Origin of the sequence: Pseudomonas sp. PDM15, assembly GCF_014851565.1 — a bacterium.
Classification (GTDB): domain Bacteria; phylum Pseudomonadota; class Gammaproteobacteria; order Pseudomonadales; family Pseudomonadaceae; genus Aquipseudomonas.
Genome location: NZ_JACVAA010000006.1, coordinates 368,801 through 393,791, shown reverse-complemented (window position 1 = coordinate 393,791; position 24,991 = coordinate 368,801). Strand labels below are relative to the sequence as shown.

Here is a 24,991-nt window from a genome sequence, read left to right as displayed (position 1 = left end):
GCCCATCGAGAGGCGTGCGGCCCCCGCGGGTCGAAGGCGCGCAGGAAGCCCGGAAAAACAAGATGGCAGTAAAACTCCCCCTGTTCCGTAAAAAATTCCCGTTGCTGGTGACCGGCAGCCTGCTGGCTCTGCAACCTCTAGCCTCGCCTTTCGCTATTGCCGCCGAGCAGTACGACTGCTCCGCCTCCGCCACCGGCGGCTGGGCCTGCTCGCCGAAGAGCAATGCCGCTGCCGCGCTGCCGCGCCCGCAGCACAGCGCCACGGCGGTCAGCTCCGTTGCCGGCACCGGTGCCGCCCAGTCGGCCGATGGCCAGGCACAGGGTGAGCAAGCGGTACTGGTCACCGAGAGCAAGGGCCGTGCCCTGAGCAGCCGCAGCGCCGACTACAGCCACCTGGACTGGGTCCCGCGCGACAAACTGAGCGCCGCCCAGCTGGCGGAAGTCGGTCCGTATTGCGAGGGTTCCTATGTCGAGCCGTTGCGTCCGGGCATGAGCGACGACACGCCGATGGACGAGGCGCCACTGTTCGTCTCGGCCAAGGCCTCGCGCTACGAGCAGGAAAAGGAAGCCGCCACCCTTGCCGGTGACGTGGTCCTGCGCCAGTCGAGCATGCAGATCGAGGCCGAAGAGGCCACTCTGCACCAGGCCGAGAACCGCGGTGAGCTGAAAGGCAACGTGCGCATCCGCGACAACGGCATGCTGGTGGTCGGCGACCGTGCCGAGATCCAGCTGGACAATGGCGAAGCCAAGGTCGAGAACGCCGAGTACGTGATCCACAAGGGCCATGTCCGCGGCAACGCGCTCTACGCCAAGCGCGAAGAAAGTGCCGTCGTCCGACTCAAGGACGGTACATACACCCGTTGCGAACCGGGCAACAACGCCTGGCACCTGAAGGGCAACAACATCAAGCTGGACCCGGCCACCGGCTTCGGCACCGCGACCAACGTGACCTTGCGGGTGAAGGACATTCCGGTCTTCTACACCCCTTACATCTATTTCCCGATCGACGATCGCCGCCAGTCCGGTTTCCTTGCGCCGGGCATCGGTTCGTCGAGCGACAACGGCTTCACCCTGTCGACGCCGTACTACTTCAACCTCGCGCCGAACTACGACGCCACCCTCTATCCGACCTACATGGCCAATCGTGGTCTGATGATGGAAGGCGAGTTCCGTTACCTGACCAAAGGCAGCGAAGGTCAAGTCGGCGGCGCCTACCTGGACGATAAGGAAGACGAGCGCGAGCTGCAGTCTGACTACGAAGACCAGCGCTGGATGTACAACTGGCAGCACGTAGGTGGCCTGGACGAGCGCCTGCTGGCCGAGGTCGACTACACCGACATTAGCGATCCGTACTACTTCCAGGACCTCGACAGCGACCTGGAAAATCTGCAGACACCGGACTTCCTCAATCAGCGCGGCACTCTGAGCTGGCGCGGCGATTCCTTCACCGCCCGCCTCAATGCCCATGCCTATGCGCAGACCAGCGTGGTCGATGTCACGCCGTACGAGCGTCTGCCGCAGCTGACTCTGGACGGCAAATTGCCGTTCCAGCCTGGCGGAGTGAACTTCACCTACGGCACCGAGTACGTCCGCTTCGACCGCGATCTGCGCAGCGGCAACTTCATCGACGAGGATGGCAATCCGGAGCCTTGGTACGACAACTACGTGAGCGGCATCGCACGCGCCAACGGCGAGCGAATTCATCTTGAGCCAGGCATGAGCCTGCCACTCAACTGGACCTGGGGCTACGTCAAGCCAAGCCTGAAGTACGCCTATACCCAGTACGACCTAGATCTGGACTCCATCGGCAAGGCCCAGGTTGGCGGTGATTTCGAAGATTCGCCGGATCGCAGCGTGCCAATCGCCAGTATCGACAGCGGCCTGTACTTCGATCGCAATACCCAGTGGTTCGGCACCAACTACCGCCAGACCTTGGAACCGCGCGCCTACTACCTGTATGTACCGGAAGAAGACCAGGACGAGATTCCGGTATTCGATACTGGTGAATACCGCTTCAACTATGCCTCGCTGTTCCGCGACAACCGCTTCACCGGCCGTGATCGCATCGGCGACGAGAACAAGCTGTCGCTGGGCGTGACCAATCGCTGGATCGAGGACAATGGCTTCGAGCGTCAGCGCTTCAGCATCGGCCAGGCTATCCATTTCACCGATCGCAAGGTGCAGATGCCGGGCATTGATTATCGCACCCGCGACGATGCCAAGGCTGATTTCTCGCCTTACGCACTGGAGTACATGTACCGCTTCAATCGCGACTGGCGCCTGACCTCGGACTTCAACTGGGACGGCGAAGCGCACCGCACCCGTTCCGGCAGTCTGATGTTCCACTACCAGCCGGAAGACAATCCGAACAAGGTGATCAACGCGGGTTACCGCTACCGCGACGACACCATTCGCTACGACCAGGCCAGCGGTACCTGGACCTACGGCAGCGACTTCGGCACGCCGGGCAGCCCGAACTACATCGAGGACTACTACAAGATCCAGCAGCACGATTTCTCGGTCATCTGGCCGATCGTGTCGCAATGGAACGTGATCGCCCGCTGGCAGCGCGACTACGCACGCGACCGTACGCTCGAGGCCTTCGGCGGCTTCGAATACGACAGTTGCTGCTGGAAGCTGCGCCTGATCAACCGCTACTGGATCGACTACGACGAAACCAGCCTCAACCCTGACACCAACGAGGAGCCGGACCGCGGCATCTTCCTGCAGATCGTCCTCAAGGGCCTCGGCAACGTGTTGGGCGGCAAGACTGAGAGCTTCCTCGAGCAAGGCATTCAAGGTTACCGTGAACGTGAAGAACAAGCTTTCTGATTGCCTGCGCCCGCTGTTGCTGGGCGCAGTTTTCCTCGCTTCCGCCGCACAGGCGCAGCTCCAGTCCATTGATCGTGTGGTCGCCATCGTCGACAACGACGTGATCATGTACAGCCAACTGGATCAGCGTCTGCGCGAGGTCGAGCAGACCATCGGCAAACGCGGCGGTCAGCTGCCGCCGCAGGATGTGCTGCAGCAGCAGGTGCTGGAACGCCTGATCGTCGAGAACCTGCAACTGCAGATTGGCGACCGCTCCGGCATCCGCATCACCGACGAAGAACTGAACCAGGCCATGGAAGGGATTGCCCAGCGCAACCGCCTGAATCTGGACCAGTTCCGCGCTGCCCTGATCCGTGACGGCCTGTCCTACGACGAGGCCCGCGAGCAGGTTCGTCGCGAGATGGTCATCAGCCGCGTGCGCCAGCGCCGTGTGGCCGAGCGTATCCAGGTGACCGATCAGGAAGTGCAGAACTTCCTGTCCTCGGATCTGGGCGAGATGCAGCTGTCGGAAGAGTTCCGCCTGGCCAATATTTTGATCCCGGTTCAGGAAGCGGCCTCTCCGGACGAGATCCGTGCAGCCGCGCAGAAGACCTCCGAGGTATATGACAGCCTGCGCAATGGCGCCGACTTCGCCCAGACAGCGATGTCCAATTCCGCCAGCGAGAACGCCCTGGAAGGCGGCGAGATCGGCTGGCGCAAGGCGGCCCAGCTGCCGCCGGCGTTCGCCGAGATAATTCGCGCGCTGTCGGTCGGCGACATCACCGAGCCGGTTCGCACTCCCGGCGGCTTCATGATCGTCAAACTGCTCGACAAGCGCGGCGGCGACACCCTTGTGCGCGATGAGGTGCATGTGCGCCACATCCTGATCAAGCCCAACGAAGTGCGCAGCGAAGAAGAGACCCGCCGCCTGGTGGAACGTCTGTACCAGCGCATCGTCGCCGGTGAGGACTTCGCCACCTTGGCCAAGAGCTTCTCCGAAGACCCGGGTTCCGCCCTCAATGGCGGCGATCTCAACTGGATCGACCCCAACACCCTGGTCCCGGAATTCCGCGAAGTGATGGCCAAGACGCCGAGTGGCCAGCTGTCCGAGCCGTTCAAGAGCCCCTACGGCTGGCACGTGCTGGAAGTCCTCGGTCGGCGCGCCACCGACAGCAGCGAGCAGTACCGCGAGCAACAGGCGATGAACGTCCTGCGCAACCGCAAGTACGACGAAGAGCTGCAGGCCTGGCTGCGCCAGATCCGCGACGAAGCCTACGTCGAGATCAAGCTCTGATCGCCTGATCGCAGTGAAAGAGCCCGGTTCCACCGGGCTTTTTTTCGCCCACGCCTTTGGGCGTAATGTATCCCTATCGAATCCGCTGCACTCTGATGAGGCCGCCCATGACCACTTCCCGCCTATTTGCCTTGACCCCCGGCGAGCCCGCCGGCATCGGCCCGGACCTGTGCCTGCTACTGGCCCGCGAGGTGCAGCCCGAGGCGCTGGTGGCCATCGCCAGCCACGACCTGCTGTCCGAGCGCGCCCAGCAGTTGGGACTGAGCATCGAGCTGATCGGCGTCGGTCCCGGCCAATGGCCGAGCACCCCGGCTCCGGCGGGCAGCCTGTATGTCTGGGATACGCCGCTGGCAACTCCGGTCAGCACCGGTCAGCTGGACCAGGCCAACTCCGCCTATGTACTGGAGACCCTGACCCGCGCCGGCCAGGGCTGCATCGACGGCACTTTTGCCGGGATGATCACCGCGCCCGTGCACAAGGGCGTGATCAACGAGGCCGGCATTCCCTTCTCCGGCCACACCGAATTCCTCGCCGAACTGACCGCCACCGAGCAGGTGGTGATGATGCTGGCGACCCGCGGCCTGCGTGTGGCCTTGGTGACCACCCATCTACCGCTCAAGGACGTGGCGGCGGCCATCACCGACGAGCGCCTGGCCCGCGTCACGCGCATCCTGCATGCCGACCTGGTGCAGAAGTTCGGCATCGCCCACCCACGTATCCTGGTCTGCGGCCTCAACCCGCATGCCGGCGAGGGTGGCCACCTGGGGCGCGAGGAGATCGAGGTTATAGAGCCGACATTGGAACGCCTACGTGGCGAGGGCCTGAACCTGGTCGGCCCACTGCCGGCCGACACCCTGTTCACCCCCAAGCACCTCGAGCACTGCGACGCGGTGCTGGCCATGTACCACGACCAGGGCCTGCCGGTACTCAAGTACAAGGGCTTCGGCGCAGCAGTCAACGTCACCCTGGGCCTGCCGATCATCCGCACCTCGGTCGACCACGGCACCGCCCTGGACCTGGCCGGCAGCGGCAGGATCGATACCGGCAGCCTGCAGGTCGCGCTGGAAACCGCTTACCAGATGGTCAGCGCACGCCGCGCTTAGAGCCTGAGCCCGCGGCTGCTAAACTGCCGCTCTTTGCATTGCGCTTTGAGCTTGTGCTTGAAGCTTGGAGCCGTACCGATGTCCGAATACCAACACCGCGCGCGCAAGCGCTTCGGCCAGAACTTCCTGCACGATGCTGGGGTGATCCACCGCATCCTGCGCGCCATCCACGCCAAGGAAGGCGAGCGCCTGCTGGAGATCGGCCCGGGCCAGGGTGCACTGACCGAGGGCCTGCTGGGCAGCGGCGCGCAGCTCGACGTGATCGAGCTGGACCTCGACCTGATCCCCATCCTGCAAGGCAAGTTCGGCGATAACCCGCGCTTCAAGCTGAACCAGGGCGACGCGCTGAAGTTCGATTTCACCCGCCTGGACGCCGCGCCGCACAGCCTGCGCGTGGTCGGCAACCTGCCCTACAACATCTCCACCCCGCTGATCTTCCACCTGCTGGACAACGCCCCGCTGATCCGCGACATGCACTTCATGCTGCAGAAGGAAGTGGTCGAGCGCCTGGCCGCCGAGCCGGGTGGTGGCGACTGGGGCAGGCTGTCGATCATGGTCCAGTACCACTGCCGGGTGGAGCACCTGTTCAACGTCGGCCCAGGGGCCTTCAACCCGCCGCCCAAGGTCGACTCGGCCATCGTCCGCCTGGTGCCGCACGAGACCCTGCCGCACCCAGCCAAGGACCACCGTCTGCTCGAGCGGGTGGTGCGCGAGGCCTTCAATATGCGCCGCAAGACCCTGCGCAACACCCTCAAGCAACTGCTGCCGAACGAGGCCATCGAGGCCGCCGGCGTGGACGGTGGGCTGCGCCCGGAACAGCTGGACCTGGCCGCCTTCGTGCGCCTGGCCGATCAGCTGGCCGAGCGCCAGGCCACCGGCCAAGCGGACTAAACTGCCCTTTCAGCCTGTCGAGTTTTCCCAGATGGCCGACCCGCGTTACCAGATCGACGTCAGCGTCGAGACCCGCTACCTCCCGGAACAGTCGACTCCGGAGCAGAACCGCTATGCCTTCGCCTACACCGTCACCCTGCACAATGGCGGCACCGAGGCGGCCAAGCTGCTCAGCCGGCACTGGATCATCACCGATGGCGACGGCCGCGTGCAGGAAGTCCGCGGCGCCGGCGTGATCGGCCAGCAGCCCCGCCTGGAGCCGGGCCAGAGCCACACCTACAGCAGCGGCACGGTGATGGCGACCAAGGTCGGCAACATGCATGGCAGCTACCAGATGATCGCCGACGACGGCAAACGCTTCGATGCGCCCATCGCCCCGTTCCGCCTGGCCATGCCGGGGGCCCTGCACTGATGGCCACTTATGCGGTGGGTGACCTGCAGGGCTGCCTGCAACCACTGAAATGCCTGTTGCAGCGGGTCGCCTTCGACCCAGCCCAAGACAAGTTGTGGCTGGTCGGCGACCTGGTCAACCGCGGCCCAGAATCACTGGAGACCCTGCGTTTCCTCTATGCGATCCGCGATGCGCTGGTCTGCGTACTCGGCAACCACGACCTGCACCTGCTGGCTGTCGCGCACAACGTCGAGCGCCTGAAGAAGAATGACACCCTGCGGGAAATCCTCGAGGCTCCGGACCGCAAGGACCTGCTCGAGTGGCTGCGCCGGCAGAAGCTGATGCACCATGACGAGCAGCGCGACATCGCCATGGTGCACGCCGGCATCCCGCCGCAGTGGACGCTGAAGAAGGCACTCAAGCGCGCCGCCGAAGTCGAAGAAGTACTGCTCGACGATGCCCGCCTGCCGCTGTTCCTCGACGGCATGTACGGCAACGAGCCAGCCAGGTGGGACAGCGATCTGCACGGCGTCACTCGCCTGCGGGTGATCACCAACTACTTCACCCGCATGCGTTTCTGCACCGAGGACGGCACGCTCGACTTGAAGAGCAAGGAAGGCGTGGACACCGCCCCCCCCGGCTACGCTCCCTGGTTCAGCTGGCCCGAGCGCAAGACTCGTGGACAGAAGATCATTTTCGGCCACTGGGCGGCACTGGAAGGCAATTGCGACGAGCCCGGCCTCTCGGCTCTGGACAGCGGCTGCGTGTGGGGCGGCGCCATGACCCTGATGAACATCGATAGCGGCGAGAAATTCCGCTGCGACTGCAAGGAGACTCCCGTATGAGCGACTTCAAACGCATACCCCCGGAGCAGGCCCAGGCCCTGCGCGAGCAAGGCGCCGTGGTGGTGGACATTCGCGACCCGCAGAGCTTCGCCAACGGCCATATCAGCGGCTCGCACCACCTGGACAACCAAAGCCTGGCGGACTTCATCGCCAAGGCCGACTTCGATGCGCCGCTGATCGTCTCCTGCTACCACGGCAACTCCAGCCAGAGCGCCGCCGCCTACCTGGCGCACCAGGGCTTTGCCGAGGTGTACAGCCTGGATGGCGGCTTCGAGCTGTGGCGCAGCCAGTATCCGGATCAGGTCTCCAGCGGCGACATCGAGTAATTTTTCTGCGCGGCGCAAAGCCGCGCCACCCGCCGCCTGCAGACGACTTACCGACGAGCGGTTACGTCTTGTCACCATCTCTACACGCTTGACGCCGCCGAAATCGAACTACGCTTAGGGCGAGGCCATCCAGAAGGAAGAGCCGGCAGACCGGTTCCGGGCCATCGGTAGCGTCTTTATGGTGTCAGGGGGATTTCCAACGGCTGAGCAGCCGTCCTCTTGTGCACCCGCCCGAATGACCCGCCCCCGGCTCCACGCAAGCGAGCGAGGTGCAGTCATGAGTATATTCAGCCACTTCCAGCAACGATTCGAGGCGACTCGGCAGGAAGAATATTCCCTGCAGGAATATCTGGAGCTGTGCAAAACGGACCGCAGCGCCTATGCCACCGCGGCCGAACGCATGCTGATGGCGATTGGCTCGCCCGAGCTGTTGGACACTTCGGTCGACCCGCGGCTATCACGGATCTTTTCCAACAAGGTGATCCGCCGTTACCCGGCCTTCGCCGACTTCCATGGCATGGAAGAGTGCATCGACCAGATCGTCTCCTACTTCCGCCATGCCGCTCAGGGCCTGGAGGAGAAGAAGCAGATCCTCTATCTGCTGGGTCCGGTAGGCGGCGGCAAGTCGTCGCTGGCCGAGAAGCTCAAGCAGTTGATGGAACACATCCCCTTCTACGCCATCAAGGGCTCGCCGGTGTTCGAGTCGCCACTCGGCCTGTTCAATCCCGACGAGGACGGCAAGATCCTCGAAGAGGAATACGGCATCCCACAGCGCTACCTGCGCACGGTGATCTCGCCCTGGGCCAGCAAGCGCCTCAACGAATTCGGCGGTGACATCAGCAAGTTCCGCGTGGTCAAGCTGCACCCCTCGATCCTCAACCAGATCGCCATCGCCAAGACCGAGCCGGGTGACGAGAACAACCAGGACATCTCCGCCCTGGTGGGCAAAGTGGATATTCGCAAGCTGGAGGAATTCCCGCAGAACGACGCCGACGCCTACAGCTACTCGGGCGCCCTGTGCCGGGCCAACCAGGGCCTGATGGAATTCGTCGAGATGTTCAAAGCGCCGATCAAGGTGCTGCACCCGCTGCTGACCGCCACCCAGGAGGGCAACTACAACAGCACCGAGGGCCTCGGCGGGCTGCCCTACAGCGGCATCATCCTGGCCCACTCCAACGAGTCCGAGTGGCACAGCTTCCGCAACAACAAGAACAACGAGGCGTTCATCGACCGCATCTACATCGTCAAGGTGCCGTACTGCCTGCGGGTCACCGACGAGGTACGCATCTACGACAAGCTGCTGATCAACAGCTCGCTGGCCAACGCGCACTGCGCGCCGGACACCCTGAAGATGCTCGCCCAGTTCTCCACCCTGTCGCGCCTGAAGGAGCCGGAGAACTCAAACATCTACTCGAAGATGCGCGTGTACGACGGCGAAAACCTCAAGGATACCGATCCCAAGGCTAAGTCGATCCAGGAATACCGCGACTCCGCTGGCGTCGACGAGGGCATGGCAGGGCTGTCGACCCGCTTCGCCTTCAAGATCCTGTCCAAGGTGTTCAACTTCGACCCGCACGAAATCGCCGCCAACCCGGTGCACCTGCTGTACGTGCTGGAGCAGCAGATCGAGCAGGAACAGTTCCCTGCCGAGACACGCGAGCGCTACCTGCGCTACATCAAGGAATACCTGGCGCCGCGCTATATCGAGTTCATCGGCAAGGAGATCCAGACCGCCTACCTGGAGTCCTACAGCGAGTACGGCCAGAACATCTTCGACCGCTACGTGCTATACGCCGACTTCTGGATCCAGGATCAGGAATACCGCGACCCGGAGACCGGCGAGATCCTCAACCGCGTGGCCCTCAACGAGGAGCTGGAGAAGATCGAGAAACCGGCCGGCATCAGCAACCCGAAGGACTTCCGCAACGAGATCGTCAACTTCGTGCTGCGCGCCCGCGCCAACAACAACGGCAAGAACCCCACCTGGCTCAGCTACGAGAAGCTGCGCGTGGTGATCGAGAAGAAGATGTTCTCCAACACCGAGGATCTGCTGCCGGTCATCAGCTTCAACGCCAAGGCCAGCAAGGAGGACCAACAGAAGCACAACGACTTCGTCACTCGTATGGTCGAACGTGGCTACACCGAGAAGCAGGTGCGCCTGCTGTCCGAGTGGTACCTGCGGGTTCGCAAGTCGCAGTAACCCGCCGTCGGCGCGCCGCCCCAGGCGGCGCCGACTGCCGTGCGCCCCAGGGAGCACGCGCTAAGGAGACGTCATGAGCTACGTGATCGACCGGCGCCTGAACGGCAAGAACAAGAGCACGGTGAACCGCCAGCGCTTCCTGCGGCGTTACCGTGAACACATCAAGAAGGCCGTCGAGGAGGCGGTCAGCCGGCGCTCCATCACCGACATGGAGCACGGCGAGCAGATCAGCATTCCCGGCCGCGACATCGACGAGCCGGTGCTGCACCACGGCCGTGGCGGCCGGCAGAACGTCGTGCACCCGGGCAACAAGGAGTTCAGCGCCGGCGACCACGTGCCGCGCCCCTCCGGCGGTGGTGGCGGACGCGGGCCGGGCAAGGCGAGCAACTCCGGCGAAGGCATGGACGAGTTCGTGTTCCAGATCACCCAGGAGGAATTCCTCGACTTCATGTTCGAGGACCTGGAGCTGCCCAACCTGATCAAGCGTCACCTGACCGGTACCGACACCTTCAAGACGGTGCGCGCCGGCATCAGCAACGAGGGCAATCCCTCGCGCATCAATATCGTCCGCACCCTGCGCTCCGCCCATGCCCGGCGTATCGCCCTGTCCGGCTCCAGCCGCGGCAAGCTGCGCGAAGCCAAGGCCGAACTGGAGCGCCTCAGACGCGAGGAGCCGGACAACTTCGGCGACATCCAGGAGATCGAGGCGGAGATCGAGCGCCTCAGCGCGCGCATCCATCGCATCCCGTTCCTCGACACCTTCGACCTCAAGTACAACCTGCTGGTCAAGCAGCCCAACCCCAGCTCCAAGGCGGTGATGTTCTGCCTGATGGACGTGTCCGGCTCCATGACCCAGGCGACCAAGGACATCGCCAAGCGCTTCTTCATCCTTCTCTATCTTTTCCTTAAGCGGAACTACGAGCGCATCGAGGTGGTGTTCATCCGCCATCACACCAGCGCGAAGGAAGTGGATGAGGAGGAATTCTTCTATTCACGGGAAACCGGCGGCACCATCGTATCCAGCGCCCTAAAGCTAATGCAGGAGATCATGGTCGAGCGCTACCCGACCAACGAGTGGAACATCTACGGCGCCCAGGCCTCGGATGGGGACAACTGGAACGACGACTCGCCGGTGTGCCGCGACATCCTGATCAACCAGATCATGCCGTTCATGCAGTACTTCACCTACGTCGAGATCACCCCGCGCGAGCACCAGGCGCTGTGGTACGAGTACGAACAGGTCAGCGAGACCTTCGCCAATTCGTTCGCCCAGCAGCAGCTGGTTTCCGCCGCGGACATCTACCCGGTGTTCCGCGAGCTGTTCCAGCGCCGCATGGTCACCTGAGGGCCGCCCCATGAGCGCAGCCGAGAAAAGACGCCAGCCATTGTCCACCGGCTCGGAATGGACCTTCGAGCTGATCCGCGCCTACGACCGCGAGATCGCCCGCATCGCCGAGCGCTATGCGCTGGACACCTACCCCAACCAGATCGAGGTGATCACCGCCGAGCAGATGATGGATGCCTACGCCTCGGTCGGCATGCCGCTGGGCTATCACCACTGGTCCTACGGCAAGCACTTCCTGGCCACCGAGAAGGGCTACTCGCGCGGGCAGATGGGCCTGGCCTACGAGATCGTGATCAATTCCGATCCGTGCATCGCCTATCTCATGGAAGAGAACACCATGTGCATGCAGACACTGGTGATCGCCCACGCCTGCTACGGCCACAACAGCTTCTTCAAGGGCAACTACCTGTTCCGCACCTGGACCGACGCCAGCTCGATCATCGACTACCTGGTGTTCGCCAAGCAGTACATCATGCAGTGCGAGGAGCGCCACGGCATCGACGCGGTGGAGGAACTGCTCGACTCCTGCCACGCGCTGATGAACTACGGCGTGGACCGCTACAAGCGCCCCTACCCGATCTCCGCCGAAGAAGAACGGCGCCGGCAGAAGGACCGCGAAGAGCACCTGCAGAAGCAGATCAACGACCTCTGGCGCACCATTCCCAAGAGCTCGCGCAAGGGCCACGAGCACGACAGCAAGCGCTGGCCGGACGAGCCGCAGGAGAACATCCTGTACTTCCTGGAGAAGCACGCGCCGCTGCTGGAGCCTTGGCAGCGCGAGGTGGTGCGCATCGTGCGCAAGATTGCCCAGTACTTCTACCCGCAGCGCCAGACCCAGGTGATGAACGAGGGCTGGGCCACCTTCTGGCATTACACCCTGATGAACGACCTGTACGACGAGGGCCTGGTCACCGAAGGCTTCATGATGGAGTTCCTGCAGTCGCACACCGGAGTGATCTACCAGCCCGGCTTCGACAGTCCCTACTACAGCGGCATCAACCCCTACACCCTGGGCTTCGCCATCTACAGCGACATCCGCCGTATCTGCGAAAAACCCACCGAGGAGGACAAGCGCTGGTTCCCGGACATCGCTGGCAGCGACTGGCTGTCCACGCTCAAGTTCGCCATGGCCAATTTCAAGGACGAGAGTTTCATCCTGCAGTTCCTCTCGCCCAAGGTCATCCGCGACCTCAAGCTGTTCAGCGTACTCGACGACGACCAGCAGGAAGACCTGCTGATCCCGGCAATCCACGACGAGCCTGGCTACCGACAAATCCGCGAGACCCTGGCCGCCCAATACAACCTGGGCAACCGTGAGCCCAACGTGCAGATCTTCAGCGTCGACCGCCGCGGCGATCGCTCACTGACCCTGCGCCACCAGCAACACGACCGCAAGCCGCTGGGCGACTCCACCCAGGAGGTGCTCAAGCACCTGCATCGCCTGTGGGGCTTCGACATCCATCTGGAGAGCATGCGCGGCGATCAGGTGGTCGGCGTGCAGCATGTTCCCCCCAGGGGCGAATCGAGCGACGACAACGAGTATCCGCGCCTGGACCTGGTGATACCGCCCATCTGACTCCTTGACGCCGGAGAGACGAGGAAGCGCCGTCCGGCGCTTTCGCTTATCCTCCGCCGCAACGGAGGAATCGACATGCAGATCTACAAGGTTGGCGGCGCCGTGCGCGACCGCCTGCTCGGCCGCGAGGTCAGCGATATCGACTGGGTGGTGGTGGGCGCCACCGCCGAGGCCATGCAGGCCCAGGGCTTTCGCCCGGTGGGCGCCGACTTCCCCGTATTCCTCCACCCGCAGACCGGGGAGGAATACGCCCTCGCCCGCACCGAGCGCAAATCCGGCCAGGGCTACGGTGGTTTCACCTTCCACGCCAGCCCGGACGTCACCCTCGAAGAAGACCTGACCCGTCGCGACCTGACCATCAATGCCATGGCCGAGGACGATGACGGCCAGGTGATCGACCCCTATGGCGGCCTGCAGGATCTCGAAGATCGCCTGCTGCGCCACGTCTCCCCGGCCTTCGCCGAAGACCCGCTGCGGGTGCTGCGCGTCGCCCGCTTCGCCGCCCGCTATGCGCCGCTGGGCTTCCACGTGGCCGACGAAACCCAGGCGCTGATGCACCAGCTGGCCGAATCCGGCGAGCTCAAGGCGCTGACGCCCGAACGCAGCTGGAAGGAAATCTCCCGCGCATTGATGGAGCCGCGCCCAGATGTGTTCATCCAGGTGCTGCGCGACTGCGGCGCCCTGGCCGAGCTGCTGCCGGAACTCGACGCGCTGTTCGGCGTGCCCCAGCCCGAAGCCCATCATCCGGAAGTGGATACCGGCGTGCACTGCCTGATGGTGCTGCAGCAATGCGCCCAGCACGAACAACCGCTAACCGTACGCTGGGCTTGCCTGCTGCATGACTTGGGCAAGGGTCGCACGCCGCCAGAAGAATGGCCGCGGCATATTGCCCACGAGCATCGCGGACGCAAGCTGATCGACGCGGTGAACCAGCGCTGCAAAGTGCCCAAGGACTGCGCCGAGCTGGCCCTGCTGGTCGGCGAATATCACACCCACGGCCACCGCGCCCTGGAGCTGCGCGCCAACACCCTGCTGGAATTGCTGCAGAGCTTCGACGTGTACCGGCGGCCACAGCGCTTCGAGGAGTTCATCGCCGCCTGCGAGATGGACGCCCGCGGCCGCCTGGGCCTGGAGCAGCGCGAGTATCCGCAATCCGCCTATCTGCGCGGCGCCATGCAGGCCGCCCGGGCAGTGGCGGTGCAGCCGCTGGTGCAACAAGGGTTCAGGGGGGCAGAACTGGGCGAGGCGCTCAAGGGCGAGCGCCTGAAAGCGCTCAAAGCCTACAAGGCAGGTGCTGGCGGGGAATAGCGCTACAGCGCGGCGGGAAAGGCCTGCCGCAGCTCGGCCGGCGTCAGCTCGGCGCCACGCCACTGGAACGGCACCGGCCACAGCACCTGGTCGATGCTCGCCTCGCGCCACAGTTCGGCGAAGGATTGGCCGGTACCCGGATGAATCTCCTGCGGCGCCAGCAGGGCCAGCGGCCAGAGCACGAAGGCGTTCTTCAGGATTTCCGCCCGCGGCAACACCAGGCCATCGAAGCTGCCCGCCAGGTCGTCGTACAGCAGCACATCGATATCCAGCGGCAAGCCCTTGCGTTCGGGGGCGTAGCGACCGTTGTCGGCCTCGATGAACTTGAGCCGGCGATCCAGCTCGTGCAGCGGCAAGTCGGTGTTCGCGCTGACCACCAGGTTGTAGAAGTTGCCGCTCTTGATCCCCACCGGGCGACTCTCGAACACCGGTGAGCAGCGCAGTTCGCCGAGCAGTTCGCTCAGGGCATCGAGCCCGGCTGTGAGTAGGCGCTCGCGATCGATGTTGCTGCCGAGGCCCAGAAAGACTTGGGTCATGCGCGGCTACGCTCGATTTCCACGCCGACCGCGCGGGCGGCCGGGTTGGCGCCGGGTTTGGTCACCTTGAGGCGCAGCCAGGGCGCACCGAACTGCGCCAACAGACTCTCGGCCAGACGCTCGGCGAAGGTCTCCACCAGCTCGAACTGGGCGGCACCGGCGAACGCCTGCACATGCTGATTGATCGCGGCGTAATCGAGGGCCTTGCCCAGGTCGTCAGTGGCGGCGGCCGGGCGAATATCCCAGGCGAACGTCAGGTCCAGCAGCAGGCATTGGCGAATGCCGCGCTCCCAGTCGTAGGCCCCGATCAGGGTGTCGACTTCCAGACCTTCGATGAAAACCTTGTCCAAACCTCGTCTCCGCTGCACGACAAGACCCTTGTCCCGCCGCTAGAATCGGGGCTCTCTCGCCCCGGAATGGATACCATGCTCTGGCTGCTGGCACTGCTCGCCTATCTGCTCGGCTCGCTGTCCTTCGCCATCCTGCTCAGCCGTCTGAGCGGCGGGCCGGACCCACGCGCCAGCGGCTCGGGCAACCCCGGTGCCACCAACATGCTGCGAGTCGCCGGCAAGAAACTGGCCGTGCTCACGCTGCTCGGCGATCTGCTCAAGGGCCTGCTGCCGGTGCTGATCGCCTACCTGCTCGGCCTCGGCATCCAGCAGCAGGCGTGGATCGGCCTGGCTGCCGTGGTCGGCCATCTTTACCCGCTGTACTTCCGTTTCAAGGGCGGCAAGGGTGTCGCCACCGCCGCCGGCATGCTGCTCGGCCTGTATCCGCCGGCCGCCCTGCTGGCCCTCGCCGCCTGGGCGCTGACCTTATATCTCACCCGCACCAGCTCGCTAGCATCGCTGATCGCCACGCCCCTGACCCTGCCCCTGCTGGCCTGGCAGCAACCGGCAGCGTTGCTGCCAATGTGCGTGCTGACCGGGCTGATCGTATGGCGCCATCGCGGCAATCTACGCGACCTGCTGGCCGGACGCGAACGGCATTTCTAATCGCCGGACTGAGCCCGGCTCAGATGGCCGGCAGCTGCTCCATTGGCCAGCGGGCCTGCACCTTGATCTCCGGTCCCTCGTGCTGGCCGGCCAGCAGGCGCTGGCAGCCGGCGTAGGCGATCATCGCCCCATTGTCGGTGCAGAAGCGCGGACGTGCGTAAAACACCTTGCCCTTGAGCCCGGCCAGCATGCTTTCCAGCGACTTGCGCAGGGCCTGGTTGGCACTCACGCCGCCGGCGATCACCAGGCTGTTCAGCCCGGTCTGCTTGAGCGCACGCTTGCACTTGATGGTCAGCGTATCGACCACCGCCTCCTGGAACGCCAGGGACACATCGGCGCGGGTCTGCTCGCTGGCATCGCCGGCGTCGCGGCACTGCTGCCAGGTGTTGAGGGTGAAGGTCTTCAGGCCGCTGAAGCTGAAATCCAGACCGGGCCGGTCGGTCATCGGCCGCGGGAAGGTGAAACGCCCCGGCGTACCGTTTTCCGCTAGGCGTGCGATCTCCGGGCCGCCCGGATAATTCAGGCCCATCAGCTTGGCGGTCTTGTCGAAGGCCTCGCCGGCGGCGTCGTCCACCGACTCGCCGAGCAGCTGATAGCGACCGATGCCGTCGACCCGCACCAGCTGGGTATGCCCACCGGAAACGAGCAAGGCGACGAACGGAAAAGCCGGTGGCTGCTCTTCCAGCATCGGCGCCAGCAGATGACCTTCCATATGGTGCACGCCCACCGCCGGAATGCCCCAGGCGAACGCCAGGGCCTGGGCGCAGGAGGCGCCCACCAGCAGCGCCCCGACCAGGCCGGGGCCGAAGGTATAGGCGATGGCCTCGATTTGAGCGGCCTCGACCCCTGCCTCGCCCAGCACCTGACGAATCAGCGGCAGCATGCGCTTGACGTGGTCACGCGAGGCCAGCTCAGGCACCACCCCGCCGTAGACGCGATGCAGGTCGATCTGGCTGAACAGCGCATCGGCCAGCAGGCCGCGCTCGCTGTCGTAGAGGGCGACGCCGGTTTCGTCGCAGGAGGTTTCCAGTCCCAGCACTAGCATGGGTTCGAACCTTCAAAACTGGGCTAAATAAGGAGGCGCGCATGATAATCGCCGTCCCCGACACCGGCCAGCGCTTTTCGATCAGAGGCTTTGCATTCCACGGCGCGAGGCGTTAATATCCGCAACCCTTGAAAACCGACGTATTCCCGTGCCCTAGCCGGATCGCGTCGTCCATTCGGTAAAACAGTGAAGGTACGACCTGGATGCCAGCCGTCAAAGTTAAAGAGAACGAACCCTTCGACGTAGCTCTGCGTCGTTTCAAGCGCTCCTGCGAGAAGGCCGGTGTCCTCGCCGAAGTTCGTAGCCGCGAGTTCTACGAGAAGCCCACCACCGAGCGTAAGCGCAAAGCCGCTGCCGCTGTTAAGCGCCACGCCAAGAAAGTGCAGCGCGAACAGCGTCGCCGCGAGCGCCTGTACTGAGTTATCAGTCGCGCCGCTAAGGCTTCCGCAACGCCCGGCTTATGCCGGGCTTTGCATTTTCAGGCTGCAGCTCGCCTCAAGCTCCATCGACTCCGCTTCGCCACCCGGCGAATGACCGGAGTTTTTTCGTTTATGCTCCCGCCTTCGGCAACCGCAGACTGACGACTCCATGGCCGGCCTGATTCCGCAATCCTTCATCGATGACCTACTCAACCGCACCGACATTGTCGAGGTGGTGAGCTCGCGCATCCAGCTGAAGAAGACCGGCAAAAACTACTCGGCCTGCTGCCCATTCCACAAGGAGAAGACTCCCTCCTTCAGCGTCAGCCCGGACAAGCAGTTCTACTACTGCTTCGGCTGCGGCGCCGGCGGCAATGCCCTCGGTTTCGTCATGGACCACGACAGTCTGGACTTCCTCCAGGCCGTCGAGGATCTGGCCAAGCGCGCCGGCATGGATATCCCGCGCGAGGAAGGTGGACGAGGGCGCACACCACGCCAGCCCACCGACTCGCCGCTCTACCCGCTGCTGACCGCCGCCGCCGACTACTACCGCCAGGCACTGAAGAGCCATCCGACACGCAAGTCGGCGGTGGAGTACCTGAAGGGCCGCGGCCTGACCGGTGAGATCGCCCGCGACTTCGGCCTCGGCTTCGCCCCGCCAGGCTGGGACAACCTGCTCAAGCACCTGGGCGGCGACAGCCTACAACAGAAGGCGATGATCGACGCCGGCCTGCTGATCGAGAACGCCGAGAGCGGCAAGCGCTACGACCGCTTCCGCGACCGGGTGATGTTCCCCATCCGCGACAGCCGCGGGCGCATCATCGCCTTCGGCGGCCGCGTCCTAGGCGATGACAAGCCGAAGTACCTGAACTCCCCGGAGACCCCGGTATTCCACAAGGGCCAGGAGCTCTACGGCCTGTACGAGGCACGCAAGAGCAATCGCGACCTCGACGAGGTCATGGTGGTCGAGGGCTACATGGACGTCATCGCCCTGGCCCAGCAAGGCCTGCGCAACGCGGTGGCCACCCTCGGCACGGCGACCAGCGAGGAGCACCTCAAGCGCCTGTTCCGCCTGGTGCCCAGCGTGCTGTTTTGCTTCGACGGCGACGGCGCCGGGCGCAAGGCTGCCTGGCGCGCCCTGGAAGCCACCCTGCCAAACCTGCAGGACGGCCGCCGCGCGCGCTTCCTGTTCCTGCCCGAGGGCGAGGACCCGGACACCCTGGTGCGCAGCGAAGGCACCGACGCCTTCCGCGCGCGCATTAACCAGCACGCCCAGCCGCTGGCCGACTACTTCTTCCAGCAGCTATCGGAAGAAGCCGATCCACGCTCACTGGAAGGCAAGGCGCACCTGGTCACCCTGGCCGCACCGCTGATCGACAAGATTCCCGGCAACCACCTGCGAGCCCTGATGCGCCAGCGCCTGAGCGAGATCACCGGCCTCTCAGGCGAGATGCTCAGCCAGGTCACCCAGAGCGCGCCCCCCACCTCTGCGACAGCCGTCAGCAGCCACGAGCCGCCGGCCGACTACGGGCACTACTACGACGCCCAGCCGGAATACGGCGACATCGCCGACTACGCCAACCATATCGAGCCACCGGCCGAGGCCTACGAACAGAAGAAGCCTTGGCAGAAAGGCGAGGGCAAGTCCTGGAAGAAGGACGGCGAGTGGAAAAAGGGCGGCGACTGGAAGAAAGGCTCGCGCGACAACGCTCCACCGCGCAAACCGGTGCACGTGGAAACGCCGACCCTGACCGCCCTGCGCACACTGCTGCATCATCCGCACCTAGCCCAGAAGGTCGAGGATGTCAGCCACTTCGCCCACGAAGACGACACCTATGCCCAGTTGCTGGTCGCCCTGGTCGGCACCCTGCAGAAGAGCCCGAAGCTGCGCTCGCTGCAGCTGATCGCCCGCTGGCACGGCACAGAACAAGGCCGCCTGCTGCGCGCTCTGGCGGAAAAGGAATGGCTGATTTCGGCGGACAACCTTGAACAACAGTTTTTCGACACTATAACTAGCCTTGTAGGCCGCCAACGTGAGCGCAGCCTGGAACAACTGCTTCGCAAGGCCCGTCAAAGTGAACTAAGCGCAGAGGAAAAAGAGCAGCTGCGCGACCTGCTCAGCCGCAGTGCATCTCCCGTCTCCCCGACCTCAGCTGGCGCGTGAGGCCAATGCTCGGCTATAATGCTCAGCTTATTTTCAGCCCGCCAAGACCTTCAGTGGATAGGGTGTTATGTCCGGAAAAGCGCAACAGCAATCTCGTTTGAAAGAATTGATCGCCCGTGGTCGTGAGCAGGGTTACCTGACTTACGCGGACGTCAACGACCACCTGCCGGAGGAAATTTCCGATCCGGAGCAGGTGGAAGACATCATCCGCATGATCAACGACATGGGGATCAATGTATTCGAAACCGCTCCGGATGCGGATGCCCTGTTGCTGGCCGAAGCCGACACCGACGAAGCTGCAGCTGAAGAAGCTGCTGCTGCTCTGGCTGCGGTAGAGACCGATATTGGCCGCACCACCGACCCGGTGCGCATGTACATGCGCGAAATGGGCACCGTAGAGCTGCTGACCCGCGAAGGCGAGATCGAGATCGCCAAGCGCATCGAGGAAGGCATCCGTGAAGTCATGGGCGCCATTTCCCTGTTCCCGGGCACCGTCGACAGCATCCTCGCTGAATACCAGCGCGTCACCACCGAAGGCGGCCGTCTCTCCGACGTGCTCAGCGGCTACATCGACCCCGACGACGGCAACCTGCCGGCCGAGGAAGTCGAACCCGAGCTGAAGGAAGCCACTGCCGAGGCCAAGGACGACGAGGACGAGGAAGAAGAAGGCGACAGCGACTCCGATGACGAAGGCGATGGCGGTCCGGACCCGGAAGAAGCCGCCCGTCGTTTCGGCGCCGTTGCCGAGCAGCTGGAGAAGACCCGCAAGGTTCTGAAGAAGCACGGCCGTGGCAGCAAGCAGGCGGAGAAGGAGCAAGCGCTCCTGGCCGAGCTGTTCATGCCGATCAAGCTGGTGCCCAAGCAGTTCGACGCCTTGGTCGAGCGCGTACGCGGTTCGCTGGACCAGGTTCGCTCCCAGGAACGCGCCATCATGCAGCTGTGCGTGCGTGATGCCCGCATGCCGCGCGCCGACTTCCTCAAGCTGTTCCCCGGCAACGAAGTCTCCCAGGACTGGGCCGCCGGCCTGGCCAAGGGCAAGGCCAAGTACGCCGAAGCCATCGGCAACCTGCTGGCCGACATCCAGCGCTGCCAGGAAAAGATGTCCGCCATCGAGGCCGACGCCGGCCTGGTGATCGCCGAGATCAAGGACATCAACCGCCGCCTGTCCATCGGCGAAGCGAAAGCTCGCCGGGCGAAGAAAGAGATGGTCGAGGCCAACCTGCGCCTGGTGATCTCCATCGCCAAGAAGTACACCAACCGCGGCCTGCAGTTCCTCGACCTGATCCAGGAAGGCAACATCGGCCTGATGAAGGCGGTGGACAAGTTCGAATACCGCCGCGGCTACAAGTTCTCGACCTACGCCACTTGGTGGATCCGTCAGGCGATCACCCGCTCGATCGCCGACCAGGCGCGCACCATCCGTATTCCGGTGCACATGATCGAGACGATCAACAAGCTCAACCGCATCTCCCGTCAGATGCTCCAGGAGATGGGCCGCGAGCCGACTCCGGAAGAGCTTGGCGAGCGCATGGAGATGCCTGAGGACAAGATCCGCAAGGTCCTGAAGATCGCCAAAGAGCCGATCTCCATGGAAACCCCGATCGGCGACGACGAAGATTCGCACCTGGGCGACTTCATCGAGGACTCCACCATGCAGTCGCCGATCGAGGTGGCTACCGTGGAAAGCCTCAAGGAAGCCACCCGCGAAGTCCTGGCCGGGCTCACCGCTCGCGAGGCCAAGGTCCTGCGTATGCGCTTCGGCATCGACATGAACACCGACCACACCCTCGAGGAAGTCGGCAAGCAGTTCGATGTCACCCGTGAGCGTATCCGGCAGATCGAGGCCAAGGCGCTGCGCAAGCTGCGCCACCCGACCCGCAGCGAACACCTGCGCTCGTTCCTCGACGAGTGATGACAGAAACCCCGGCAAATGCCGGGGTTTTTGTTTATGCCGGCAGACACGCCCAGCTACACTAAAACCATCTACAGCGTTTCCGGAACCGCCCGCATGTCGCGTCCGCTGGCCATTCTCCTGTCGTGTCTGGCGTTCTGGGCGTTCCCGGCGGCCGCCCTGACCCTCAGCCCGGAAGAACAGGCTTGGCTGGCCGAGCATCCGCAATTGCGCCTGGGCATCGACGCCTCCTGGCCACCCTTCGAGTTCCGCGACGAACAGGGCCGCTACAGCGGCCTCAGCGCCAGCTACGTCGAACTGATCGAAGAGCGCCTAAAGGTCCGCGTACTGCCGGTGGAGCCCCGCAGCTGGAGTGAAGTGCTGGCCGGCGCCAAGAGCGGTGAACTGGACCTGCTGCCCGGCATCATGTCCACCCCCGAACGCCAGCGCGACCTGGTCTTCACCCGCCCCTATCTCGACTTCCCCATCGTCATCCTGGCCCAAAGCAGCGGGCCGCAACCCCGCCGACTCGATCAGTTGTATGGTCTGAAGATCGCGGTGGTGCAGGACTATGCGCCCCACGAGCTGCTGCGCAGCCGCCATCCAGATCTCAACCTGTTGCCATTGCCCAGCGTCACCGCCGCCCTGCAGGCCCTGGCCACCGGACAGGCGGACGCACTGATCGGCGACCTGGCCTCGAGCGTCTGGAGCCTGCGCCAGCTCAAGCTGGAGGGTCTGCTGGTGAGCGGCGAAACGCCCTATCGCTACCAGCTGGCCATGGCCGCGCCGCACGGCCACAGCACCTTGATCGGCATCCTCGACAAGGTCTTTGCCGAACTCACGCCAGAAGAAATCGCCAACCTGCAGGAGCCCTGGGTTGGTGGCGTGCTAGACGAGCGCGACGCCTGGCAACGCACCCTGTTGCTGTACGGCGTGCCGGCACTGCTGCTGGCCCTGCTGGTGCTGGCCATGGTGCTGCGCATCAACCAGCGTCTGCGCCAGGAAATGCGCGGGCGCAAGGAGCTGGAAGAACGCCTGCGTGACAGCGAGCAGCATTACCGCGGCCTGGTCGAGAGCCTCAACGCGGTGGCCTGGCAGATGCGCATGGAAGACCTGCGCTTTACCTATGTCTCGCCGCACGCAGAGAAACTGCTCGGCCATCCCCTCGCAGACTGGCTGGAGCCGGGCTTCTGGCAACGCACCCTGCATCCGGATGATGCTGTCCGGGCCCAGCAGTACTGCCTGTCAGAAAGCCAGGCGGGCCGCGACCACAGCCTGGACTACCGGATGCTGGCGGCCGACGGCAGCACCGTGTGGATCCGCGACATCGTCACCCTGATCCCCAGCAGCGACGGCACGCTGCTGCGCGGGCTGATGATCGACATCAGCGAGGCCAAGCGGGTCGAGCAGGCCCAGCGCCTGTCGGAAGAAAAATTCGAGCTGGTGTTCCACAACTGCCCGGACATCCTGGTCATCGCGCGGCGTCAGGATGGCGTGCTGCTGACGGTCAACCGCACGTTCGAACAGCAGCTCGGCATCAGCGCCCAGGAGGCCATTGGCAAGACCGCCACCGAACTGGATATCTGGGGTCTGCCCAGCATCGGCCCGATGCTGCTCGACCGCCTGCAGCAGAAGGTCCTGAACAATATCGAGATGCCCTTCCGCCGCCGCAGCGGCGAGCAGTTCACCGGCCTGATCTCCGCCCAGCACATCGAGATGGACGGCCAGCCGGCGCTGGTGATAGCGGTGCGCGACATCACCGAGGTGAAGCGCACCCAGCAGCAGCTGCGGCTATCCGAAGAGAAATTCGCCAAGGCCTTCCACGCCTCGCCGGACGGCCTGCTGATCACCCGCGTGCGTGACGGCATGATCGTCGAGGCCAACGACGGCTTCTTCCGCATCACCGGCCACGACAGCCAACAGGCGGTGGGCCACACCACTTTGGAGATCGGCCTGTGGGCCGACCCGCAGGACCGCGACAGCATGATCGAGCAGATCCGCACCAACGGCTCGATCAACGATTTCCGCGCCTGGATCAACACCAGCAACGGTCAGCGCCGCCTGGGCGACCTCGCCGTGCAGCCGATCATGATCGAGGGCGAGGCATGCATGCTGATCATCGCCCGCGACATCACCGAGCGCGAACAGATGCAGGAGCGCCTGCACCAGGCCGCCACTGTGTTCGAGAGCACGGCCGAGGGAGTGATGATCACCGACCTCGATCAGCGCATCACCGCCGTCAATCGCGCCTTCTCCACCATCACCGGCTACAGCGAATCCGAGGCCCTGGGCCAGAGCCCTCGCCTGCTGGCCTCGGGCAGGCACGACAGCGCCTTCTACGCCGCCATGTGGCACCAGCTGGCCGCCGAGGGCCATTGGCAGGGCGAGATCTGGAACCGGCGCAAGGATGGCGAGCTATACCCGGAATGGCTAACCATCAGCGCGGTGCGCGACCAGAGCGGGCTGATCACCCACTTCGTCGGCGTATTCGCCGACATCAGTTCGCTCAAGCACGCCCAGGCTCGCCTGGACTACCAGGCCCACCACGACCCGCTCACCGGCCTGCCCAACCGCATGCTGTTCGAGAGCCGCCTGGACAATGCTCTGAACGACGCACGCACCGACCACAGCCGCGGCGCCGTGCTGTTCCTCGACCTGGACCGTTTCAAGCACATCAACGACAGCCTCGGCCATCCGGTGGGCGACCTGCTGCTCCAGAGCATCGCCCAGCGCCTGCGCGAGCAGCTGCGCGACGTCGACACGGTAGCCCGCCTGGGCGGCGACGAGTTCATCGTGCTGCTGCCCGGCCTGCACCAGCCACGCGACGCCGAGCGGGTCGCCACCAAGCTGCTGACCTGCTTCAACGCGCCGTTCCAGGCCGACGGCCATGAGTTCTTCATCAGCTCCAGCATCGGCATCAGCCTGTTCCCGGAGGACGGCAACGACGTCGCCACCCTGGTAAAGAACGCCGACGCGGCCATGTACAGCTCCAAGGCCAAGGGCCGCAACCGCATCGAGTTCTACACCCGCAACCTGACCTTCCAGGCCACCGAGCGCATGACCCTGGAACTGGAGCTGCGCCGCGCCATCGAGCGTGACGAGCTGAGCCTGCACTACCAGCCCAAGCTGTGCCTGCACACAGGGCAACTGGTCGGCGCCGAGGCGCTGATCCGCTGGAACCACCCGGTGTTCGGCGAGATTCCACCGGACCGTTTCATCCCGCTGGCCGAAGACAACGGCATGATTCTGCAGCTCGGGGACTGGGTGCTGCAGGAGGCCTGCCGGCAAATGCGCGAATGGCAGGACAGCCATGCGCCCTTCGGCCCGCTGTCAGTCAACCTGTCCGGCAGCCAGCTGCGCCAGACACAACTGGTCGAGCGCATCGCCGGCACCCTCAGCGACTTCGGTCTGGCCGCCAGCAGCCTGCAACTGGAAATCACCGAGAGCTTCATCATGACCCAGGCCGAGGAGGCCCTGCTGATCCTGCATGAGCTGAAGAAGCTCGGCTTGCAGCTGGCCATCGACGACTTCGGCACCGGCTACTCCTCGCTCAGCTACCTCAAGCGCCTGCCGCTGGACATCCTGAAGATCGACAAATCCTTCGTCCGCGGCCTGCCCGGCGACCCGGACGACGCCGCCATTACCCGCGCCATCATCGCCCTGGGTCGCAGCCTGCAGATGACGGTGATCGCCGAGGGCGTGGAGACCAAGGCCCAGGAGATCTTTCTCACCAGCGAAGGCTGCGAGCAGATCCAGGGCTACGTGATCAGCCGACCGCTCTCTGCCGAGTCCTTCGCCGCCAATTTCCTCGGCCCATTGCCGATTGGCAGCGCGGAAAAGGCGCCGGTATAA

General features: G+C 64.3%; 18 protein-coding genes and 1 pseudogene. 16 read left to right on the top strand and 3 right to left on the bottom strand.

Annotated elements, in window-relative coordinates:
* The first annotated feature begins 62 nt into the window (after nucleotides 1-62).
* The 11 genes and pseudogenes from IB232_RS18465 (at nucleotide 63) to IB232_RS18415 (ending at nucleotide 14,089) form a co-directional block, all read left to right on the top strand.
* The gene (locus IB232_RS18465; protein WP_192400037.1) at nucleotides 63-2,831 is read left to right on the top strand and encodes an LPS-assembly protein LptD; all 2,769 of its coding nucleotides are present in this window, start codon (nucleotides 63-65) and stop codon (nucleotides 2,829-2,831) included.
* Nucleotides 2,806-4,104: a peptidylprolyl isomerase gene (locus IB232_RS18460; RefSeq protein WP_192400036.1), complete on the top strand. Its 1,299-nt coding sequence runs from the start codon at nucleotides 2,806-2,808 to the stop codon at nucleotides 4,102-4,104. The genes IB232_RS18465 and IB232_RS18460 overlap by 26 nt, the downstream gene beginning before the upstream one ends.
* A gap of 107 nt (nucleotides 4,105-4,211) precedes the next feature.
* A complete protein-coding gene (gene pdxA / locus IB232_RS18455) occupies nucleotides 4,212-5,207 on the top strand; it encodes a 4-hydroxythreonine-4-phosphate dehydrogenase PdxA (RefSeq protein WP_192400035.1) in 996 nt (331 codons plus the stop codon).
* A gap of 78 nt (nucleotides 5,208-5,285) precedes the next feature.
* Nucleotides 5,286-6,085: pseudogene (gene rsmA / locus IB232_RS18450) on the top strand (16S rRNA (adenine(1518)-N(6)/adenine(1519)-N(6))-dimethyltransferase RsmA); the annotation flags it as partial.
* Nucleotides 6,086-6,129: 44 nt separating this feature from the next.
* Complete coding sequence (gene apaG / locus IB232_RS18445) at nucleotides 6,130-6,510, top strand: Co2+/Mg2+ efflux protein ApaG (protein ID WP_192400033.1); 381 nt, start codon at nucleotides 6,130-6,132, stop codon at nucleotides 6,508-6,510.
* The gene (locus tag IB232_RS18440) at nucleotides 6,510-7,334 is read left to right on the top strand and encodes a symmetrical bis(5'-nucleosyl)-tetraphosphatase (protein ID WP_192400032.1); all 825 of its coding nucleotides are present in this window, start codon (nucleotides 6,510-6,512) and stop codon (nucleotides 7,332-7,334) included. The genes apaG and IB232_RS18440 overlap by 1 nt, the downstream gene beginning before the upstream one ends.
* Nucleotides 7,331-7,660 carry a thiosulfate sulfurtransferase GlpE gene (gene glpE / locus IB232_RS18435; RefSeq protein WP_192400031.1) on the top strand — a complete coding sequence of 110 codons (330 nt, stop codon included), beginning with the start codon at nucleotides 7,331-7,333 and terminating at the stop codon, nucleotides 7,658-7,660. Before IB232_RS18440 ends, glpE begins: the two co-directional genes overlap by 4 nt.
* A gap of 277 nt (nucleotides 7,661-7,937) precedes the next feature.
* Complete coding sequence (locus IB232_RS18430; protein WP_137974813.1) at nucleotides 7,938-9,860, top strand: PrkA family serine protein kinase; 1,923 nt, start codon at nucleotides 7,938-7,940, stop codon at nucleotides 9,858-9,860.
* Nucleotides 9,861-9,933: 73 nt separating this feature from the next.
* Nucleotides 9,934-11,205 carry a YeaH/YhbH family protein gene (locus tag IB232_RS18425; RefSeq protein ID WP_137974812.1) on the top strand — a complete coding sequence of 424 codons (1,272 nt, stop codon included), beginning with the start codon at nucleotides 9,934-9,936 and terminating at the stop codon, nucleotides 11,203-11,205.
* A 10-nt stretch (nucleotides 11,206-11,215) separates the two neighbouring features.
* Nucleotides 11,216-12,781 (top strand): SpoVR family protein, encoded by a 1,566-nt coding sequence (locus IB232_RS18420; RefSeq protein ID WP_192400030.1) that lies wholly within the window; start codon nucleotides 11,216-11,218, stop codon nucleotides 12,779-12,781.
* A 75-nt stretch (nucleotides 12,782-12,856) separates the two neighbouring features.
* Nucleotides 12,857-14,089, top strand: coding sequence for a multifunctional CCA addition/repair protein (locus IB232_RS18415; RefSeq protein WP_192400029.1), 1,233 nt, complete (start codon nucleotides 12,857-12,859; stop codon nucleotides 14,087-14,089).
* Between the two features lie 2 nt (nucleotides 14,090-14,091).
* On the opposite strand, the gene folK is transcribed toward IB232_RS18415, so the two are convergent.
* Together folK and folB are read right to left on the bottom strand one after the other, a co-directional pair.
* On the bottom strand, nucleotides 14,092-14,625 hold the full coding sequence (folK, locus tag IB232_RS18410; protein WP_192400028.1) for a 2-amino-4-hydroxy-6-hydroxymethyldihydropteridine diphosphokinase: 534 nt from the start codon (nucleotides 14,623-14,625) through the stop codon (nucleotides 14,092-14,094).
* Entirely contained in the window at nucleotides 14,622-14,975 is a 354-nt protein-coding gene (gene folB / locus IB232_RS18405) for a dihydroneopterin aldolase (protein ID WP_192400027.1), read from the bottom strand. The genes folK and folB overlap by 4 nt, the downstream gene beginning before the upstream one ends.
* A 75-nt stretch (nucleotides 14,976-15,050) precedes the next feature.
* Here folB and plsY point away from each other — a divergent pair, with 75 nt between their 5' ends.
* The gene (gene plsY, locus IB232_RS18400; protein WP_192400026.1) at nucleotides 15,051-15,620 is read left to right on the top strand and encodes a glycerol-3-phosphate 1-O-acyltransferase PlsY; all 570 of its coding nucleotides are present in this window, start codon (nucleotides 15,051-15,053) and stop codon (nucleotides 15,618-15,620) included.
* A gap of 19 nt (nucleotides 15,621-15,639) precedes the next feature.
* On the opposite strand, the gene tsaD is transcribed toward plsY, so the two are convergent.
* Nucleotides 15,640-16,665, bottom strand: coding sequence for a tRNA (adenosine(37)-N6)-threonylcarbamoyltransferase complex transferase subunit TsaD (gene tsaD / locus IB232_RS18395; protein ID WP_192400025.1), 1,026 nt, complete (start codon nucleotides 16,663-16,665; stop codon nucleotides 15,640-15,642).
* 203 nt (nucleotides 16,666-16,868) lie between these two features.
* On the opposite strand from tsaD, the gene rpsU reads away from it, so the two are divergent.
* From rpsU to IB232_RS18375, 4 genes are all read left to right on the top strand, one after another.
* A complete protein-coding gene (rpsU, locus tag IB232_RS18390) occupies nucleotides 16,869-17,084 on the top strand; it encodes a 30S ribosomal protein S21 (protein WP_021702507.1) in 216 nt (71 codons plus the stop codon).
* Between the two features lie 169 nt (nucleotides 17,085-17,253).
* The gene (dnaG, locus tag IB232_RS18385; protein WP_192400024.1) at nucleotides 17,254-19,248 is read left to right on the top strand and encodes a DNA primase; all 1,995 of its coding nucleotides are present in this window, start codon (nucleotides 17,254-17,256) and stop codon (nucleotides 19,246-19,248) included.
* 67 nt (nucleotides 19,249-19,315) lie between these two features.
* Nucleotides 19,316-21,160: an RNA polymerase sigma factor RpoD gene (rpoD, locus tag IB232_RS18380; protein ID WP_192400023.1), complete on the top strand. Its 1,845-nt coding sequence runs from the start codon at nucleotides 19,316-19,318 to the stop codon at nucleotides 21,158-21,160.
* A 96-nt stretch (nucleotides 21,161-21,256) separates the two neighbouring features.
* Complete coding sequence (locus IB232_RS18375) at nucleotides 21,257-24,991, top strand: bifunctional diguanylate cyclase/phosphodiesterase (RefSeq protein WP_192400022.1); 3,735 nt, start codon at nucleotides 21,257-21,259, stop codon at nucleotides 24,989-24,991.

Excerpts from the sequence above, each read along its gene's own strand:
- IB232_RS18465 (WP_192400037.1), top strand. The coding sequence starts at position 63 with ATGGCAGTAAAACTCCCCCTGTTCCGTAAAAAATTCCCGTTGCTGGTG.
- pdxA (WP_192400035.1), top strand. The coding sequence starts at position 4,212 with ATGACCACTTCCCGCCTATTTGCCTTGACCCCCGGCGAGCCCGCCGGC.
- apaG (WP_192400033.1), top strand. The coding sequence starts at position 6,130 with ATGGCCGACCCGCGTTACCAGATCGACGTCAGCGTCGAGACCCGCTAC.
- IB232_RS18440 (WP_192400032.1), top strand. The coding sequence starts at position 6,510 with ATGGCCACTTATGCGGTGGGTGACCTGCAGGGCTGCCTGCAACCACTG.
- glpE (WP_192400031.1), top strand. The coding sequence starts at position 7,331 with ATGAGCGACTTCAAACGCATACCCCCGGAGCAGGCCCAGGCCCTGCGC.
- IB232_RS18430 (WP_137974813.1), top strand. The coding sequence starts at position 7,938 with ATGAGTATATTCAGCCACTTCCAGCAACGATTCGAGGCGACTCGGCAG.
- IB232_RS18425 (WP_137974812.1), top strand. The coding sequence starts at position 9,934 with ATGAGCTACGTGATCGACCGGCGCCTGAACGGCAAGAACAAGAGCACG.
- IB232_RS18420 (WP_192400030.1), top strand. The coding sequence starts at position 11,216 with ATGAGCGCAGCCGAGAAAAGACGCCAGCCATTGTCCACCGGCTCGGAA.
- IB232_RS18415 (WP_192400029.1), top strand. The coding sequence starts at position 12,857 with ATGCAGATCTACAAGGTTGGCGGCGCCGTGCGCGACCGCCTGCTCGGC.
- folK (WP_192400028.1), bottom strand. The coding sequence starts at position 14,625 with ATGACCCAAGTCTTTCTGGGCCTCGGCAGCAACATCGATCGCGAGCGC.
- plsY (WP_192400026.1), top strand. The coding sequence starts at position 15,051 with ATGCTCTGGCTGCTGGCACTGCTCGCCTATCTGCTCGGCTCGCTGTCC.
- tsaD (WP_192400025.1), bottom strand. The coding sequence starts at position 16,665 with ATGCTAGTGCTGGGACTGGAAACCTCCTGCGACGAAACCGGCGTCGCC.
- rpsU (WP_021702507.1), top strand. The coding sequence starts at position 16,869 with ATGCCAGCCGTCAAAGTTAAAGAGAACGAACCCTTCGACGTAGCTCTG.
- dnaG (WP_192400024.1), top strand. The coding sequence starts at position 17,254 with ATGGCCGGCCTGATTCCGCAATCCTTCATCGATGACCTACTCAACCGC.
- rpoD (WP_192400023.1), top strand. The coding sequence starts at position 19,316 with ATGTCCGGAAAAGCGCAACAGCAATCTCGTTTGAAAGAATTGATCGCC.
- IB232_RS18375 (WP_192400022.1), top strand. The coding sequence starts at position 21,257 with ATGTCGCGTCCGCTGGCCATTCTCCTGTCGTGTCTGGCGTTCTGGGCG.